Source organism: Morganella sp. EGD-HP17, from assembly GCF_000512315.2.
Taxonomy (GTDB): Bacteria; Pseudomonadota; Gammaproteobacteria; order Enterobacterales; family Enterobacteriaceae; genus Morganella; species Morganella morganii.
Map to the genome: position 1 here is coordinate 33,794 of NZ_AZRH01000017.1, position 16,676 is coordinate 50,469.

At 51.9% G+C, this 16,676-nt stretch carries 15 protein-coding genes and 1 pseudogene; 5 read left to right on the forward strand and 11 right to left on the reverse strand.

Features of this window, described 5'->3' with window-relative positions:
- Positions 1-45: 45 nt before the first annotated feature.
- From X965_RS16010 to eutS, 10 genes are all read right to left on the reverse strand, one after another.
- Positions 46-1,248 (reverse strand): iron-containing alcohol dehydrogenase, encoded by a 1,203-nt coding sequence (locus X965_RS16010; protein ID WP_004236096.1) that lies wholly within the window; start codon positions 1,246-1,248, stop codon positions 46-48.
- The gene (gene eutJ, locus X965_RS16015) at positions 1,238-2,083 is read right to left on the reverse strand and encodes an ethanolamine utilization protein EutJ (protein ID WP_004236098.1); all 846 of its coding nucleotides are present in this window, start codon (positions 2,081-2,083) and stop codon (positions 1,238-1,240) included. Before eutJ ends, X965_RS16010 begins: the two co-directional genes overlap by 11 nt.
- 98 nt (positions 2,084-2,181) lie before the next feature.
- On the reverse strand, positions 2,182-3,618 hold the full coding sequence (locus X965_RS16020; protein WP_004236100.1) for an aldehyde dehydrogenase family protein: 1,437 nt from the start codon (positions 3,616-3,618) through the stop codon (positions 2,182-2,184).
- 38 nt (positions 3,619-3,656) lie between these two features.
- Complete coding sequence (eutN, locus tag X965_RS16025) at positions 3,657-3,944, reverse strand: ethanolamine utilization microcompartment protein EutN (RefSeq protein WP_004236102.1); 288 nt, start codon at positions 3,942-3,944, stop codon at positions 3,657-3,659.
- A gap of 144 nt (positions 3,945-4,088) precedes the next feature.
- On the reverse strand, positions 4,089-4,382 hold the full coding sequence (eutM, locus tag X965_RS16030) for an ethanolamine utilization microcompartment protein EutM (protein WP_004236103.1): 294 nt from the start codon (positions 4,380-4,382) through the stop codon (positions 4,089-4,091).
- Positions 4,383-4,420: 38 nt separating this feature from the next.
- Positions 4,421-5,443 (reverse strand): phosphate acetyltransferase, encoded by a 1,023-nt coding sequence (gene pta, locus X965_RS16035; RefSeq protein WP_004236104.1) that lies wholly within the window; start codon positions 5,441-5,443, stop codon positions 4,421-4,423.
- Positions 5,433-6,278: an ethanolamine utilization cob(I)yrinic acid a,c-diamide adenosyltransferase EutT gene (eutT, locus tag X965_RS16040; RefSeq protein WP_004239002.1), complete on the reverse strand. Its 846-nt coding sequence runs from the start codon at positions 6,276-6,278 to the stop codon at positions 5,433-5,435. Before eutT ends, pta begins: the two co-directional genes overlap by 11 nt.
- Positions 6,279-6,289: 11 nt before the next feature.
- Positions 6,290-7,054 (reverse strand): ethanolamine utilization acetate kinase EutQ, encoded by a 765-nt coding sequence (gene eutQ / locus X965_RS16045; protein ID WP_004236107.1) that lies wholly within the window; start codon positions 7,052-7,054, stop codon positions 6,290-6,292.
- Between the two features lie 12 nt (positions 7,055-7,066).
- Positions 7,067-7,513, reverse strand: coding sequence for a EutP/PduV family microcompartment system protein (gene eutP, locus X965_RS16050; RefSeq protein WP_036418865.1), 447 nt, complete (start codon positions 7,511-7,513; stop codon positions 7,067-7,069).
- 27 nt (positions 7,514-7,540) lie between these two features.
- Positions 7,541-7,876 carry an ethanolamine utilization microcompartment protein EutS gene (eutS, locus tag X965_RS16055; RefSeq protein WP_004236109.1) on the reverse strand — a complete coding sequence of 112 codons (336 nt, stop codon included), beginning with the start codon at positions 7,874-7,876 and terminating at the stop codon, positions 7,541-7,543.
- A gap of 958 nt (positions 7,877-8,834) precedes the next feature.
- Between eutS and X965_RS16065 the strand changes: the two genes are divergently transcribed.
- The 5 genes and pseudogenes from X965_RS16065 to nirD all read left to right on the forward strand — a co-directional run bounded on the left by X965_RS16065 (position 8,835) and on the right by nirD (position 15,017).
- Complete coding sequence (locus X965_RS16065; RefSeq protein ID WP_004236111.1) at positions 8,835-9,545, forward strand: UTRA domain-containing protein; 711 nt, start codon at positions 8,835-8,837, stop codon at positions 9,543-9,545.
- Positions 9,546-9,562: 17 nt separating this feature from the next.
- The gene (locus X965_RS16070; protein WP_036413845.1) at positions 9,563-10,537 is read left to right on the forward strand and encodes a sugar phosphate isomerase/epimerase; all 975 of its coding nucleotides are present in this window, start codon (positions 9,563-9,565) and stop codon (positions 10,535-10,537) included.
- Between the two features lie 83 nt (positions 10,538-10,620).
- A pseudogene (locus X965_RS16075) lies at positions 10,621-11,803 on the forward strand (MFS transporter).
- A 335-nt stretch (positions 11,804-12,138) separates the two neighbouring features.
- Complete coding sequence (gene nirB / locus X965_RS16080; protein ID WP_036418896.1) at positions 12,139-14,679, forward strand: nitrite reductase large subunit NirB; 2,541 nt, start codon at positions 12,139-12,141, stop codon at positions 14,677-14,679.
- Between the two features lie 2 nt (positions 14,680-14,681).
- Positions 14,682-15,017 carry a nitrite reductase small subunit NirD gene (gene nirD / locus X965_RS16085; RefSeq protein WP_004236118.1) on the forward strand — a complete coding sequence of 112 codons (336 nt, stop codon included), beginning with the start codon at positions 14,682-14,684 and terminating at the stop codon, positions 15,015-15,017.
- Positions 15,018-15,159: 142 nt separating this feature from the next.
- On the opposite strand, the gene X965_RS16090 is transcribed toward nirD, so the two are convergent.
- Positions 15,160-16,455 (reverse strand): dicarboxylate/amino acid:cation symporter, encoded by a 1,296-nt coding sequence (locus X965_RS16090; RefSeq protein ID WP_004236120.1) that lies wholly within the window; start codon positions 16,453-16,455, stop codon positions 15,160-15,162.
- Positions 16,456-16,676 lie beyond the last annotated feature (221 nt).

Genomic DNA, 16,676 nt, shown 5'->3' on the forward strand with positions numbered 1-16,676 from the left:
CTTCTCCTTCCGTGCCTGTCGCGCAGGCTGTTCTTATTGATTGACTCAGGCTGACTCGTAAATCGCCGTTATCTGAGCCGCTGTGACCGCGCGCGGATTGGTTTTGATGCAGATATCCTGCAATGCCGCTTTGGCAAAACCATCGAAATCCTCACGTTTTCCGCCCAGGGATGGCAGCGTCTGCGCGAGTTCCACGTCACTGATCAGTTGTTCCACGGCCTCAATGGCCTCCATGTCGGTCATCGGCCGCTGAGTCAGCGCATGACCAATTTCGCTGTACGCCTGTTTGCAGACCAGGCGGTTAAAACGCATTACCTGCGGCAGCATGACGGCGTTCGCCTTGCCGTGCGGAATGTTGTATGCCGCGCCAATCTGATGCGCCATCGCATGGCACAGCCCCAGACCGGCATTGGAGAACGCCATCCCGGCCATATAAGAAGCCAGCATCATGTCCTCACGGGCTTTGATGTCATGCCCCTGACCGACAGCGATCGGCAGCGCGTGGCTGATCATGGAGATCGCCCGCAGTGCCAGCGCCTGTGTCAGCGGCGTGACGTTGCTCGCCACATACGCTTCAATCGCATGTGTTAAGGCATCGATACCGGTCATTGCTGTCACATGCGGCGGAACACCGAGTGTCAGACAGGCATCAATAATGGCGAGATCAGGCAGTAACTGGCTGTGTGCCAGCACCAGTTTGATATGATTTTCCGCAGTAATAATCACGGAAACATTGGTCGCTTCAGAGCCGGTACCGGCAGTGGTCGGGATAGCGATAAACGGCAGACGCGGATTGAGCGCCGCACCCGGCATCATATCCGCCAGCGGCAGATCCGGATTGGCAGCCAGCACCGCCACGGCTTTCGCCGCATCCAGCACCGACCCGCCGCCGAGGGCGATAATGCCGTCGCACTGCACGCTCAGCAGATGCTCAACGGTACGGAACACATCTTTATCCATCGGCTCGCCCGGCGGGCACGGCCAGATTTCATATGCAATGCCGCTGCGGCTCAGATTGCGCTCCAGCACATCGGTCAGACCGGCCTGTAACAACATGCCGTCCACCATAATAAAAACGTGCTTAATTCCGCGCTCCGCGAGCACATCCCCGCTGCGGCCGACGGCGCCCGGGCCGATTAACGTGGTCGGCGGGACAGAAAACTCACGCACCTGACGGGCATTCACCAAATCAAGCGCCTGATAGATAGCGGACTGAACCTCAGCCGCGGGTAAACGATTATCCGGCATGACGGTTTTCTCCCTGAGACACACCGCAGACGGCAATCGCCAGCGGCGTCATAAAAATAGAATGCTGTGGCAGTACCACGGTAAGATGCGGGAAACGCGCCTGAAACAGCGGCTGCACACCGGGCTGCATACAGGAGCCGCCCGCCAGCCACAGTTCAGTCACATCCTCACCGCGAATATGATCGTCGACGATATCCGTCATTTTTTCGTATACCGGACGAATAACCGGCCAGATGCTTTCACCGCGCTCACGCTTCATCTGCTCGGCATCTTCCAGTTCAATGCGCTGGTTGCCCGCCAGGGTCAGGGAAATATGATGACCGCCGGTGGCTTCGTCGCCGGAGCGGGTCACTTCGCCCTTCTGCACAATCGCGATCCCGGTGGTACCGCCGCCGATATCCACAACAGCGGCTTTATCCAGCCCCATCATGTCAGCGACCGCAGACGGCTCATCCAGCACTCTGGCGACCACCAGACCGGCAGATTCCAGCACATTCACGGAGATACGCGGATCTGTTCCCGGCGGGAATGACGTTGTCGCCACCTCAAACCGGAAACCGAACTGTTTTTCCAGCGCATCCAGATGTTTATTAACGATTTTTACCGCACCGAAGAAATCCCAGACCACACCGTCGCGCACCACATCTGCCCAGTCCAGGCACACCGCGACCGGCTGACCTTCCGCATTCACCACCATGGACACCACATCACAGGTACCGAGATCGATCCCCAGCCACAACGGCGCATCTTTGTGATCACCCGCCTGCGGCTGATTACAGATTTCCGCCGCCCGCTGTAAGCGCGATGCCAGCCATTCCTGATTGCGTTGAACCATCGGTTCCTCCGGTTTAAAACATAACGTCAGGGTTAACGTGAATAACTCACACTAACCGGGAAAAAAGCGGTGAAGCCCGCAGGCCCCACCGCAGCGGCTTACACGATGCGGAATGAATCCACCATGGTGCAGCGGCGCAGACGAACGAACGTCCGCGCACAGGTCACACCTTCACCGGTCGGTGTGGTGATCGTCATGGTTGTCCAGCCTTCGCCGCCCAGTCCCAGACCGGCAATACACGGTCCGTTTTTCACGAAAATACTGGTATCGATGGCATTCGCCATGCGGTTCAGGTTGCTGATGTTATTGGAGTGCATCGCTGCGGTATGATGGCAGCCGCCTTCCAGTTTCACCGCCAGGTCAATCGCCTGATCCACATCTTTCACGCGGATGATCGGCAGAACCGGCATCATCAGTTCAGTGACGGCAAACGGATGTTTGCAGTCGGTTTCCGCGATCAGCAGACGGGTATCTGCCGGCACAGTCATACCGATAGCCGCAGCAATTTTCGCTGCATCACGGCCTACCCAGTCGCGGCTGACAGTGCCGTGGCCGGTTTCATCAACATTCTTCAGCAGAACCGGGATCAGCTTCTCGCTCTGTTCGCGGGTCAGTAATACCGCGTGATTACGCTGCATTTCGGTGATCAGTTTGTCTGCAATGCAGTCAACCGCGATCAGCACTTTTTCATCCGCACAAATGATGTTGTTATCGAATGATGCACCGTGAACAATGGCTTTCGCCGCACGTTCGATATCGGCAGTTTCATCCACCACGACCGGCGGGTTACCGGCACCGGCAGCGATCAGACGTTTGTTGGTGTGTTTGCGGGCGGATTCCACCACCGCATCACCCCCGGTCACGACCAGCAGGCCGATCCCCGGATATTTGAATAAACGTTGTGCGGTTTCGATATCCGGTTTGGCGACAGTCACCAGCAGGTTGTTCGGGCCGCCTGCGGCAACAATGGCTTCGTTCAGAATCGTGATGGTGCGCTGTGAGACTTTTTTCGCTGCCGGATGCGGCGCGAAAATCACACTGTTACCCCCGGCGATCATACTGATGGCATTGTTGATTGCCGTCGCCGCCGGGTTAGTGGATGGTGTGACAGAGGCGATAACACCCCATGCCGCATTTTCGATTAAGGTTAAACCGTGGTCGCCGGTTAACACTTCAGGACGCAGACACTCAACACCCGGGGTGCCGTTTGCCTGTGCTAAGTTCTTCGCGAGTTTATCTTCCACGCGGCCCATGCCGGTCTCTTCAACAGCCAGAACCGCCAGTTCGCGGGCATGTTCTGTTGCCGCACGGCGGATTGCGCCGATGCAGAGATTACGCATTTCAACAGTTTTTAATGATTTCTGTGCTTCTTTGGCGGCAAGAACGGCATCATCCAGGGATTCAAACACCCCGAAACCGTTATTCTGTGAGGCTGCCGCCTGCTGTGGTGCCGCTGATGCAGCCGCCGGTTGTGTGCCCGCACTCATGCTGGCCAGAACCGCTTTTACCACATTCTCAATTTCTTTCTGATCCATATTCACCCACGCCTCTTTCTGTGACTCGTTGCGGCGATTTATTTATGAAAAATCACCTGACTTTCCATAACGGCCTCATCCACAATGCCGATGATGCTGAGATCGACCGGTGACGCTTCTTTGCTCTGAGCACGCCGCGCCGAACTTCCGCTGACGATCAGCACCCATTCACCATTACCCGCACCGATACTGTCGGTTGCGACGGCCACCTCACCGTTAGGACGCCCCTGGCGGTCAATCATTTCCACCAGCAGTAACTTGTCGGATTCCAGTCCGGGATGACGCACGGTGCACACGATTTGTCCGATAACGACAGCCAGTTTCATGTTCACCTCTCTTTATATTTCAGCAGCCTGAATACAGCCGGCTACGGATTTCAGGTAAAAAAATCCCCTGCCGTCTGAGTGACAGCAAAAAAACCGGGGAGATTAAAATCGCGTGGCGTCAGAAGCACGCCACGCTAACAACGATTAATCGATTGATTTATCGCCGGACATTTTGATAGGAAACACTTCTTCCAGATCGCCATGCGGACGAGGAATAACGTGTACAGAGACCAGTTCACCGATACGCTGAGCTGCTGCCGCACCTGCGTCAGTCGCTGCTTTACATGCTGCAACATCACCGCGCACCATGGCTGTTACCAGACCACCGCCGATTTGTTTAACACCGACTAATTTAACGCGTGCTGCTTTGACCATCGCATCGGATGCTTCGATTAATGCAACCAGACCCTTAGTTTCGATCAGTCCTAATGCTTCCATGATATTTTCCTCTCATTGAGATCCCATCAGGGACCGGTTTAAATAACGCTTTCTGCTTCAGTGCGGCGGACAGGTTGTCCGGCCTGAGCTAACTGTGTTTGTGCTACCAGCACCAGTTCAATAATGTCGCGGGCATTACAGCCGCGTGACAAATCATGCACCGGTGCATTTAATCCCTGAATCAGCGGGCCGAGTGCCCGGTAACCGCCGAGACGCTGGGCAATCTTGTAACCGATATTGCCTGCTTCCAGTGACGGAAAGACCATGACATTTGCCCGCCCCTTTAACTCACTGTTCGGGGCTTTTTGCGCAGCGACACTGGGCACAAATGCCGCGTCGAACTGCAGTTCACCATCCGCCTGTAACTGCGGGGCGCGTGCATGAATGATTTCCACTGCCTGCTGCACCATCGCCACATTAGGATGTTTCGCGCTGCCTGCTGTTGAAAAAGACAACATCGCCACACGCGCGGTTTCACCGGTGATTGCCGTGAAGGTTTCCGCACTGCTCAGCGCAATATCCGCCAGCTGTGCAGAAGTGGGTTGAGGTACGACACTGCAATCAGCGAAACCCAGCACATTGCCTTCCGTTCCCGGCGGCAACATGATGAAAATAGATGATAATGTTTTCACGCCCGGCTTCAGGCCGATCACTTTCAGCCCGGCCCGCAGAACAGCGGCGGTTGACGAGATATTCCCCGCCACACATAAATCCGCTTTTCCGGCGGCAACCATGGCGGCACCGAACCACAGCGGCTGGCGCATGGCCTCATCCGCATCTTCCGGGGCTTTTTCGCCGAGGCGCGCGGTGATGGTATCCGCAAACTCTGCACGCCACTCATCCGCACTGTCCGGATCAATGGTGCTCAGGCCGTCCATAATGACACCGGTACGCAGCGAGAAATCACGCAGCGCAAACGGGTTTGCCAGCAGAACGGGCTCCGCCAGACCATTTTGTTTCAGATAACGGGCGGCGTGGATCACGCGCTCATCCAGCGCATCCGGCAGAACCACCCGCGGCGGGTTCAGTTTTGCCTGCTGACGGCATCGTTCAATGAGCATGTGTTCCCCCTTGCATCAGAGCCTGTTTCAGAGCCTGTGTGGTCATTACGCCGCCTTCGCGCACCACCATCACCATCAGGACATACACCGCACTGGAGAGGCGGTTAAGCGCCTGCATAATGTCAGGGCGGATGACCTGAAAATAACAATCGATATAAATACGTGCCGCACTGACTTCCGTTTCACGGACTTTGGTCCGCAGCAGGTTCAGCGCCGCCGCATCACGGCCGTGACTCACATCCGGAACGATATGGTCATGACCCAGGTATTTCAGCGGATTATGAGACAGCTTGTGCAGCTCATCCGCGTTCAGATCCGCAATGCTCTGCTCACCGAGCGGTTCATTGAGCGCATCGGCACGCATAATATTGCCGAGCACAGAGCGGATATCCGCCAGCCAGCCTTTCAGCGGCGTCTGTGCAAATTCAGTCTGTAACCAGACGGCTTCGGCGATGGTGGCATCCAGCGCGGCGCGGAAGGCCAGGCGCGGATCATTTTTCGCCACCATGGTGTGGCCGTTAAGGTGTGTCAGCGTGTCCGGCTTTTTCGCCACCGGCTGATGGCATAATTCGCAGGCCGCGACATCCGCTTTATCCTTGCTGGTTAAGCCGTGTACCGCCTTCAGGTCAGGGACAGCCGTTTCGGTTTTACCGGACTCATCCGGGGTTTCCACAAACAGACGACCTTGTTTATCCTGAAATTTCACCTGTAAACGGCGGCTTTCGATCAGCTCACGGGCGGATGGTGTCATCCGGCTGTCAGCAGGCAGATGAATTTCACTGCCTTCGCTCAGCGTAAAGTTATCCCGCAACCAGTCTTCAGTGATAAAGGTCATGGCGATACCCCTCAGCAATCCTGCCAGTTAGCCGGCCAGGCCACATACAGGAAGCGGACAGTCGAAGGTGTGCCGAACTCAATCGCGGAGCCTTTCGGGATAAACATCACATCCCCGGCTTTCGCGATCATGGTTTCGCCCTGATGGCGCACATGCAGCTCGCCTTCCAGAACCAGATCCACTTCGTCGTAATTCAGTGTCCACGGGAAGAATGCGTTTTCCCACTGCATAAACCCGGCAGCCATGCTGCTGTTGTCCTGCGCGGTGATCAGATCCGCAATCCCGACACGGTGCGGACCCGCACCATCGAAATTACCGAACTTAACCGAGCTGCTGTCGACCACTTTAATGCCGCCTTTGCCGGTGACACTGCGGTAGCTCTGGGTATTCGGGGTATCAGTGTTCTCTTCCGCCGGTTTGAATGCCGCCACTTTCGCTTTAATCTGCGCGATACGCTCCTGCACCACTTTATCGACCAGTTGTGCAATCAGGGTTTCGGTGACATTGCCGTCAGGCAGCTGCGCGATAATGCACTCGCGGATTTTCTGACGCTCTGCGGATGAAATATTGGGTTCTGTTCCGGCGGTTGCGGCCAGCGGTGCGGCGGCCGGTGCGCTGTTCTGTGCGGCATCCACCTCACAAATCACAAAGCCCAATTGTTCAGCCACAACATGGGCTTCCGGCGTGACAATGCTCTCTTTCAGCACCACATCCAGACGGGTTTTGCCCGCTGCGTGTGCTTCCCGGATGTCATTGGCCGTTATTAGTTTCTTCATCGGATATTCCTCTTATTGGCTGTCGGCTGTGGCCAAAAACTGTTTCACTTTCAGGACGTCATCAGGATCAAGGCTGTTGATGGCAAGTAACGGTTCCTCAAACCCCCGCGTGGAGAGCAGCTCGCGCACGGCGGGCACATCCGCATCCGGTGCATCGGCTTTGCTGATAACCGCAAAGCGGCGCATACGGGGATAGATATCGAGTAATCCGGCAGGGATCCGGCACTCCGGGTTATTTGCCGCGTGGACATAAACCAGCACATCACAATCTGCCAGCGTATTAATCAGCGCGTGGTAGAGACGGGGATGGCTGAAATATTCACCCGGAGTATCAACACTGCCTTCATCATTGAACTCAATCGCCTGTGTTTTACGCGCAAGATCAAAATCTCCCTGCAACGCATTGAATAATGTCGTTTTTCCTGCACCCACATCACCCACAAACACAATTCGTTTCATTCAGACGGCATCCTTAACTGCACCCGCTCAGCTGCGGGTGATATCACAAACGGCATAATTGAGGAGCTGGCTTAACCCGCGTACAGTCTGGATCAATGCTTCTTCCACTGCGCCGACAGAGCCGTAAATCACGAGAGCACCGGTGAAACGGTCAAGAAAGCCGATATCCACACCAGCGGCCTTTGTGGCAAGATCACCCGCAATCATTGCGGTTTCGCCGGGTGTCAGCGTCATAATGCCGATGGCTTCAGCACCGGGAACCCCGATTTTTTTCGCCAGATCACTGCCCGGATGCGCAATCAGATGCGCCAGCGTGACCTGTTTGCCGGGAACAAATTCCTGGATGATACGTTCCTTTTCCATCGTGCTTACCTCGTCACTCTCCTCATAAGAATTGATTCAATCCTAGTCACACTCTTAAAAAGGGGATAACAAAAATCGGCAATCACGATTAAATGTTGAAACAGATCACTAATTGGCAGAATTGTTAATTTGGTAACAAACAGCGATCACCCGGGGAAAAGGCACGGAAATTGAATCTGTTATTTGTCACAGGATTGTTTCAGATGCGGTAATAAGCAAAATACGTAGTACTGAAATGCGTAAAATACAGCAATTGCCTTACCCGCGATATTCCGGTAAGGCAATAAGAGAGAAAGCGGGTTCGCGGTGTGATTATTTCTGTGTGTCACGAATAAAGTTTTTATCCGGCGACTGCTTGAGCAGACTGATAAACAGGTCCTCTTCTTCCGGGATGATATCCTTGATAAGACATCCTATCCCTATTGTGTAACTGTTTGTATTTGATAATATATTATTCATCGATCCTCGGTCATGGGTATAGATAACCCGGTCCGGGTCCTCAATCACAATCGCCTCTTCCATAAAAAACATTTCACTGAGAAAATCACTGTTATTCTGTACGTACATCACGGCCGGGTAATTTGCCAGCTCGCGGATATTAATCTTTTTTATACTGTACCAGCGGGTGTGTCCGGCAAATAAAATCAAATAGCCTTTTTTATCAGGATATAGATTTTTCTTATGATACGAACGGGGAAATAAAATAGTTATAAGAACCAGTGAGATAAATATTCATTTTCTGTTATTTTCCCGTCTGATAAAAAATAAAGCAGACAGCCTGCTATTTTTATCAATCCGGAATGAGAAACCGGTCACAACGGGGATTTTCGCCGGATCACCGGCAGAGTGTGAAGTATCCCGCAAATTGACATTTATTTATCACTTCCTCACTTGTACGTACAATAGCACTCACGTAACGTATAAACCAATCTGGTTTAAACCAAAAAAAGGTCATCCGATGAAAACAACACAAACTGCAGCTGATCTTGCCAGAGAGAAACTCGATGCCATGCTGACCGCCGGCGTTATCGCGCCCGGAGACAAGCTGCCCGCAGAACGTCCGCTGACAGAACAACTCGGTGTCAACCGGATGTCACTGCGCCAGGCACTGCTCAGCCTGGAAAATGACGGAAAGATCTTCCGCAAAAACCGCAGCGGGTGGTTCGCAGCCCTGCCGGTCTTCAATTACAACCCGAAATCCCCGGCAAGTTTTAATCAGGCGGCAAAAGCACAGGGACGGGTACCGTCATGGGAATACACAGACAAACTGACGGTCACTGATGCCCCTGCGGAGATTACCGGTAAATTCGGTCTTGCGGCCGGTGATGCGGTGTATCTCATTACCGGATGGGGGGCACTGGACGGGCATAAAGTGTTCTGGCACCAGACCTATATTAACCCGGCTGCCGGTCCGGACTTTACCGCAAAACTGGATAACCACTCTTTCGCGGCAATCTGGGAAGAAAAATACAATATCACCACCACGACTGCCGGACTGGCATTCAAACCGGCCCGGATGCCGGAAACCGCCAGTAAGGCTATCGGCTGTACAGCGAATTCCCCCGGCATCCGGGTGGAAAAATACCGCTGTGATGCGGAACATAATATCGTTCAAATCGACATTGAGTACTGGCGGTTTGAATCTGTTTATTTTTTTGTTGAGCTTTAGACACAGGAATCTGAATCATGAATACTGATGATGCCCGCCGGATTATTGAACGTGCAGATAAATTACCGTTATATCTGCATGCCTACGCCTATCATCTGAATATGCGTTTTGAAAAAATATTGCCGGGTGACTTACTGGATATCGCAAACGAACATCATTTGCCGGGCGTCAAAATACATGTGCTGGATGGTGAAACACAATCTCTTTCAACCATGACAGACGAACAGCTTGAGGCTTTTGCAGAGAAGGCAAAACGCTATCATCTGGATATTAATATTGAAACCAGCGCCTCCGATAATAAAACCCTGGATGATGCGGTCAGAATCGCACTGAAAACCGGGGCAAGCTCTGTCCGTTTTTATCCGCGCTATGAAGGTGCGCTGTCTGACGTGCTCCGCCGTATTTCCGCAGATATCGGTTATTTAAAAACACACTATCAGCACTCCGGTCTGACATTTGTTCTGGAACAGCATGAAGATTTAAAAAGCCACGAGCTGGTTAAGCTGATAAAAGAAGCTGATTTCCCGGAACTGACGCTGTTATTTGACTTCGGCAATATGATCAATGCCTGTGAATTACCAATGGAAGCCCTGGCAGTCATGCAGGATCATATTACTCAGGTGCATATCAAGGATGCGGTGATTCTGGAAGAAGGTGATGGTTTCGGCCATACCGCCTGCCGTTCCGGGGAAGGTAATCTGCCGTTTAAAGAGATGCTGCGGGCATTAATATGTCTGGGTGAAGAGAAACCACAGGTTATTTCCTACGGGCTGGAAGAAGAAGTGGATTATTACGCACCGGCCTTCCGTTTTAAAAATGAAGGGAATGATCCGTGGATCCCGTGGCGTCAGCTGAGTGAAACACCGTTACCTGAAAATGAAATTGAAGAACGTCTCGCCCGTGAAAAAGAAGATGCCGTCAATCAGCTGATTTATGTCCGTAACGTCATTGATGAAATAAAGACAGAGGCACTCGCCGTTATTCATAAATAAAAAAATATCAGCACTACACACCATTAATTTAAAAACAACACTCAATACTGGCTGAAAATTATTTTTCAGTCGGGAGGCACACTATGCTTGATAAAAAAAGATGGGCTATATTCAGCCTGTTAGTTCTGTGTGGCGGTACTATCTATAAATTACCGTCACTGAAAGACGCCTTTTATGTTCCGATGCAGGAATATTTCCATCTGACAAATGGTCAGATTGGTAATGCCATGTCAGTAAACTCAATTGTGACGACCATTGGTTTCTTTTTATCTATTTATTTTTCTGACAAATTACCGCGCCGTCTGACAATTTCATTCTCATTAATTGCAACCGGCCTGCTGGGTGTGTATTTATCCACAATGCCGGGCTACTGGGGCATTTTATTTGTCTGGGCATTATTTGGTGTCACCTGCGATATGCTTAACTGGCCGGTATTATTAAAATCTGTCAGCCTGCTGGGCAACAGCTCACAGCATGGCCGGATATTCGGCTTCTTTGAAACCGGCCGCGGTGTGGTCGATACCGTGGTGGCCTTCTCCGCTCTTGCGGTCTTTGCCTGGTTCGGCAGTGGTTATCTCGGTTTTAAAATGGGGATCTTATTTTATTCCGGCGTGGCTATTCTGGTCGGTGGTATTATCTTCCTGTTCCTGAAAGATGATAAACACGCTGTCACCGAACCGGTGAATGAATCCGGTGAAAATAAAGAGAAAAAACCCGGCGTCAGCGCGGTATTAAAAGACGGCACTGCCTGTCGCACTGGCCGGTATTTACGGTATTCTGAATCAGTATTGCCTGAAAATGGTCGGCGGCCCTATCGGCGGATTAATCGCGGATAAGATTTTAAAATCACCGACCAAATACCTGTTTTATACCTTTATTATCAGTGTGATTGTCCTGGTCACCTTTATTTTCCTGCCGCACGAAAGTATGCCGGTGTATTTGGGTATGGTCTGCACACTGGGCTTCGGTACTATTGTTTTCACTCAGCGCGCGATTTTCTTTGCGCCGATTGGTGAAGCCAATATCAAAGAGTCCAGTACCGGGGCTGCAATGGCACTGGGCAGCTTTATCGGTTATGCCCCGGCCATGTTCTGCTTCAGCCTCTACGGCCATATTCTCGACAGCTATCCGGGCATGACCGGTTACAAAATCGTGTTCGGCCTGATGGCATTGTTTGCCTGCTGCGGCGCTTTCGCTTCCGGTATTCTGATTATCAGTATTAAAAACCGCAAAGCTCGCGCTGATATGATGGCATCTTCCCGCTAATCATACCGTACGGATAACATCCCCCTGATATACGGTGGTGTTATCCGTTTCTGTTTTCCGGATGACTATTTCAGATATTTACCTTTAGTTAAATATATTTCTTTTAATCCGGAAATTGTGTCATATGTCGTGAAATATATATTTGCCATTAAATGAGTAAAAATAACCGGTTGAAAAACCAATACATCACTACCCCTTAAGGAGTATTGACAAAAATTATTTAAAGCAATGAATTACATAAGCTGAATTGATTAAGCTGCATTTGATATACATCAATGAGAAAAACCGGGATCGCCGTATTTTTAGCCTTAATCCACACAAAATCTGAGGCTGAAATGAGCAACGTCAAGTTAGCAATCATCGGTAACGGTATGGTCGGCCACCGCTTTGCCGAAGAGCTTACCGATAAAGCGGACGCCGGACAGTTCGATATCACCGTATTCTGCGAAGAGCCGCGTGTCGCTTATGACCGCGTGCATCTCTCCTCCTATTTTTCTCATCATACGGCGGAAGAATTATCCCTGGTTAAACCCGGTTTCTATGAAAAACACAATATTTCGGTATTAATCAATGAGCGGGTGATTACCGTTAACCGTCAGGAAAAGGTGCTGCATACCAATACCGGCCGCACTGTGCATTATGACAAACTGGTGATTGCGACCGGCTCTTATCCGTGGATCCCGCCGATCAAAGGCAGTGATACCCGCGACTGTTTTGTTTACCGGACGATTGAAGATCTCAATGCCATTGAAGCCTGCGCCCGCCGCAGCCGCAAAGGTGTGGTGATCGGCGGTGGTCTGCTGGGGCTGGAAGCCGCCGGGGCCCTGAAAAACCTGGGTATTGAAACCCATGTTATTGAATTTTCGCCAGTCCTGATGGCGGAACAGCTCGATGCGCTCGGCGGTGAACAGCTGAAGCAGAAAATTGAACGGATGGGTGTAACGGTACATACCGGCAAAAACACCACGGAAATTACCGCATCCGGCAGCGGAGAGAGCCGCAAAGTGCTGCATTTTGCCGATGGTTCATCGCTGGAGACCGATTTTGTCGTCTTTTCCACCGGGATCCGCCCGCGTGACCGGCTTGCCCGTCAGTGCGGACTGGCCGTGGCGGAGCGCGGCGGTCTGGTGATTAATGACCAGTGTCAGACATCTGACCCGGATGTGTATGCTATCGGGGAATGCGCGTCATGGCACGGCAGAACTTACGGACTGGTGGCACCGGGCTACAAAATGGCACAGGTGGCGGCTGATCATCTGCTGGGGAAGGAGAATCAGTTTACCGGTGCGGATATGAGCGCAAAACTGAAACTGCTGGGTGTGGATGTCGGTGGTATCGGCAATACACATGCGACAGACGACGGCTGCCACAGTTATATTTATCTCGATGAAGCCAATGAGGTTTATAAGCGGCTGATTGTCAGCGACGATAATAAATATCTGCTGGGTGCGGTGCTGGTCGGGGATACCGAAGATTACGGTAATCTGCTGCAACTGGCACTGAACCGTATCGAACTGCCGGAAAATCCGGATGTTCTGATCCTCCCGGCACACGCCGGCAGCAAACCGGCGATCGGCGTGGAATCCCTGCCGGACAGTGCACAAATCTGTTCCTGTTTTGATGTCACCAAAGGAGACATTATTCAGGCCATTCATAACGGTTGCCAGACGGTTGCGGATATCAAAGCGGAAACCAAAGCCGGTACCGGCTGCGGCGGATGTGTTCCGCTGATCACTCAGGTGCTGAATACAGAACTGACTAATCTGGGTATTGAGGTGAATCATCACCTCTGCGAGCATTTTGCCTATTCACGCCAGGAGCTGTATCACCTGATCCGCGTGGAAAAAATCACTACCTTTGATGAGCTGCTGGGCCGCTACGGCGAAGGTTACGGCTGTGAAGTATGTAAACCGACCATCGGCTCCCTGCTCGCGTCCTGCCGGAATGACTATATTCTGCGCGACGACCTGGTACCGTTACAGGATACCAACGATAATTTCCTCGCTAATATGCAGAAGGACGGCACCTACTCGGTGATCCCGCGTTCACCGGGCGGCGAAATTACCCCGGAAGGTCTGCTGGCTATCGGTACAGTTGCACAGGAATACAATCTGTATACCAAAATTACCGGCTCACAGCGCATTGCCATGTTCGGGGCGCAAAAGCAGGATTTACCGGCTATCTGGGAAAAACTGATCGCCGCCGGATTTGAAACCGGGCACGCCTATGCCAAAGCACTGCGGATGGCGAAAACCTGTGTCGGCACGGCATGGTGCCGGTTCGGGGTCGGTGACAGCACCGCGCTGGGCGTTGAGCTGGAACACCGTTATAAAGGTATCCGCACCCCGCATAAAATGAAATTCGGCATCTCGGGCTGCACCCGCGAGTGCTCGGAGGCGCAGGGGAAAGATATCGGGATTATCGCCACCGACAAGGGCTGGAACCTGTATGTCTGCGGAAACGGCGGCATGAAACCGCGCCACGGCGATCTGCTGATGGCTGACCTTGATAAAGAGACCCTGATACGCTACATCGACCGCTTTATGATGTTTTACATCCGCACCGCCGACAAACTCAGCCGGACATCCACCTGGCTGGAAAGCCTGGAGGGCGGGATTGATTACCTGCGGGATGTGATTGTCAGCGATAAACTGGGGCTCAATGCACAGCTGGAGCAGGAACTGGCGCAGCTGCGCGAAAAAGTGACCTGCGAGTGGCAGGAAACGGTGAACAACCCGCATGCCCGCAAACGCTTCAGTCACTTTGTTAACAGCCCGCTGCCGGATCCGAATGTGCAAATGGTAAGTGAGCGCTCACAACATCGTCCGGCCCGCCCGGAAGAGCGGATTGCTGTCACTCTGATCGGGGAGGAATAATCATGAGTCAATGGATTACGGTTTGTCAGGTCAGTGATATCACCCCGGGAACCGGTGTGTGTGCGCTGGTAAAGGGTGAACAGGTGGCGCTGTTCCGTCCTTATCCGGACGAGCGCATTTTTGCCCTGAGTAATATCGATCCTTTTGCGCAGGCCAGTGTGCTGTCGCGCGGATTAATTGCAGAGCATGACGGCTCGCTGTGGATTGTCAGTCCGCTGAAAAAACAGCGTTTCCGGCTGACGGACGGGTTGTGTGCGGAAGACGCCGCATATTCCGTCGCCGCCTTTGCCGTTAAGGTGACGGATGGCACTGTGAGTGTTTCCGCCGTGCCGCAGTAACCCCATACAAAAAAAAGCGCAAAATGACTGAGGGCATTTTGCGCTTAATACTTAGTACATAACACATAAAACTGATTTTTTATTGTTGCGCGGTATCTGTATCCCTTGTACCGCGCCTGTCTTGTTTATTCTGAACGACCGGTCAGGCTGACGTTGTGGCCTGTGCTACCGGAGGTTCAATAACTGCCTTTGGTTTTCCGCGGCAGCCTTCACCGTAGTGCTCACCTTCCCAGCGGCCGACGATAGCGGCACCGATGGCGTTACTCATTACGTTAGTGGCAGAGCGGCCCATGTCGAGGAACGGATCCACACCCATCAGCAGAATCAGACCCGCTTCCGGAATGTTGAACTGGTTCAGTGTCGCCGCGATAACCACCAGAGACGCACGCGGTACACCGGCCATCCCTTTCGATGTCAGCATCAGAATCAGCAGCATGGTAACCTGCTCACCCATAGACAGGGTGATGTTACATGCCTGAGCGATAAAGATAACCGCGAATGAACAGTAAGCCATTGAACCGACGAGGTTAAAGGAGTAACCGATTGGCAGTACGAAGCTGGCGATCTTGTTGGAAACACCGAACTCTTCCAGTTTTTCCAGAGTACCCGGGAATGCAGCTTCAGAACTTGATGTGGTGAATGCCAGCAGTGCAGGTTCAGTGATACCTTTGGTCAGACGGAAGATACAGCGGCCGACAACCACCGCAGCCAGACCAATCAGAATCACCCACAGCATCGCCAGTGTGAAATAGAACTCACCCATAAAGATACCGGCGCTGACCAGAACACCCAGACCACGCTCTGCAATCATACCTGAGATAGCGGCAAACACTGTCAGTGGTGCGAACAGCATGACGTAACCGGTTAATTTCAGCATCAGGCTGACGAGGGATTCCAGCACATTCACAATCGGCAGGCCTTTCTCACCGATAGCGGAGAGGCTGATACCCATAAAGATTGAGAATACAACGATCTGCAGAATTTCGTTACGCGCCATTGCATCAACGATACTGGTCGGAATCGCATGAGCAATAAAGGTTTTGAAGGAGAAAGGAACAGGTTCCACAATACCCTGAACCGCACCGGCAGTATCCGCAACGAAGTTAATACCTGCGCCCGGCTGGAACAGGTTAACAATAACCAGACCTAACAGGATTGAGATAAAGGATGCGCAGATAAATAAGAACAGTGTTTTGGAGAAAACACGACCTAACGTTTTCGCATCACCCATTTTCGCGATACCAACAACCAGTGTTGATATAATCAATGGGGCGATAATCATTTTAATCAGACGTAAGAAGATATCGGTAATAATGGAGATATCTTTTGCATAGACCTTATTAAATTCAGCAGATGCCATTTCATTAAAGCTGAAGCCGACAATCACACCGACAATAAGACCAATGACTATCCAAGTGGTTAAACTCTTCGATTTCATAATAATTCCATTCTGTGTTGGGTCGCATTTATTCTCAACTTACTTAATATCCTCTGAAATTTTATTTCAGTTATTTTTACCCAGCCTTCCGTGGCTTTAAATATTAAATAATTTTATACATCACACTGAGAAAAATGACGATTTCTGTTTCTGAAATCGATGTGGAGCGCGGGGGAACCCCGTACGCCACACCGAGTTGTCGTACTAATGAGATATTGAAT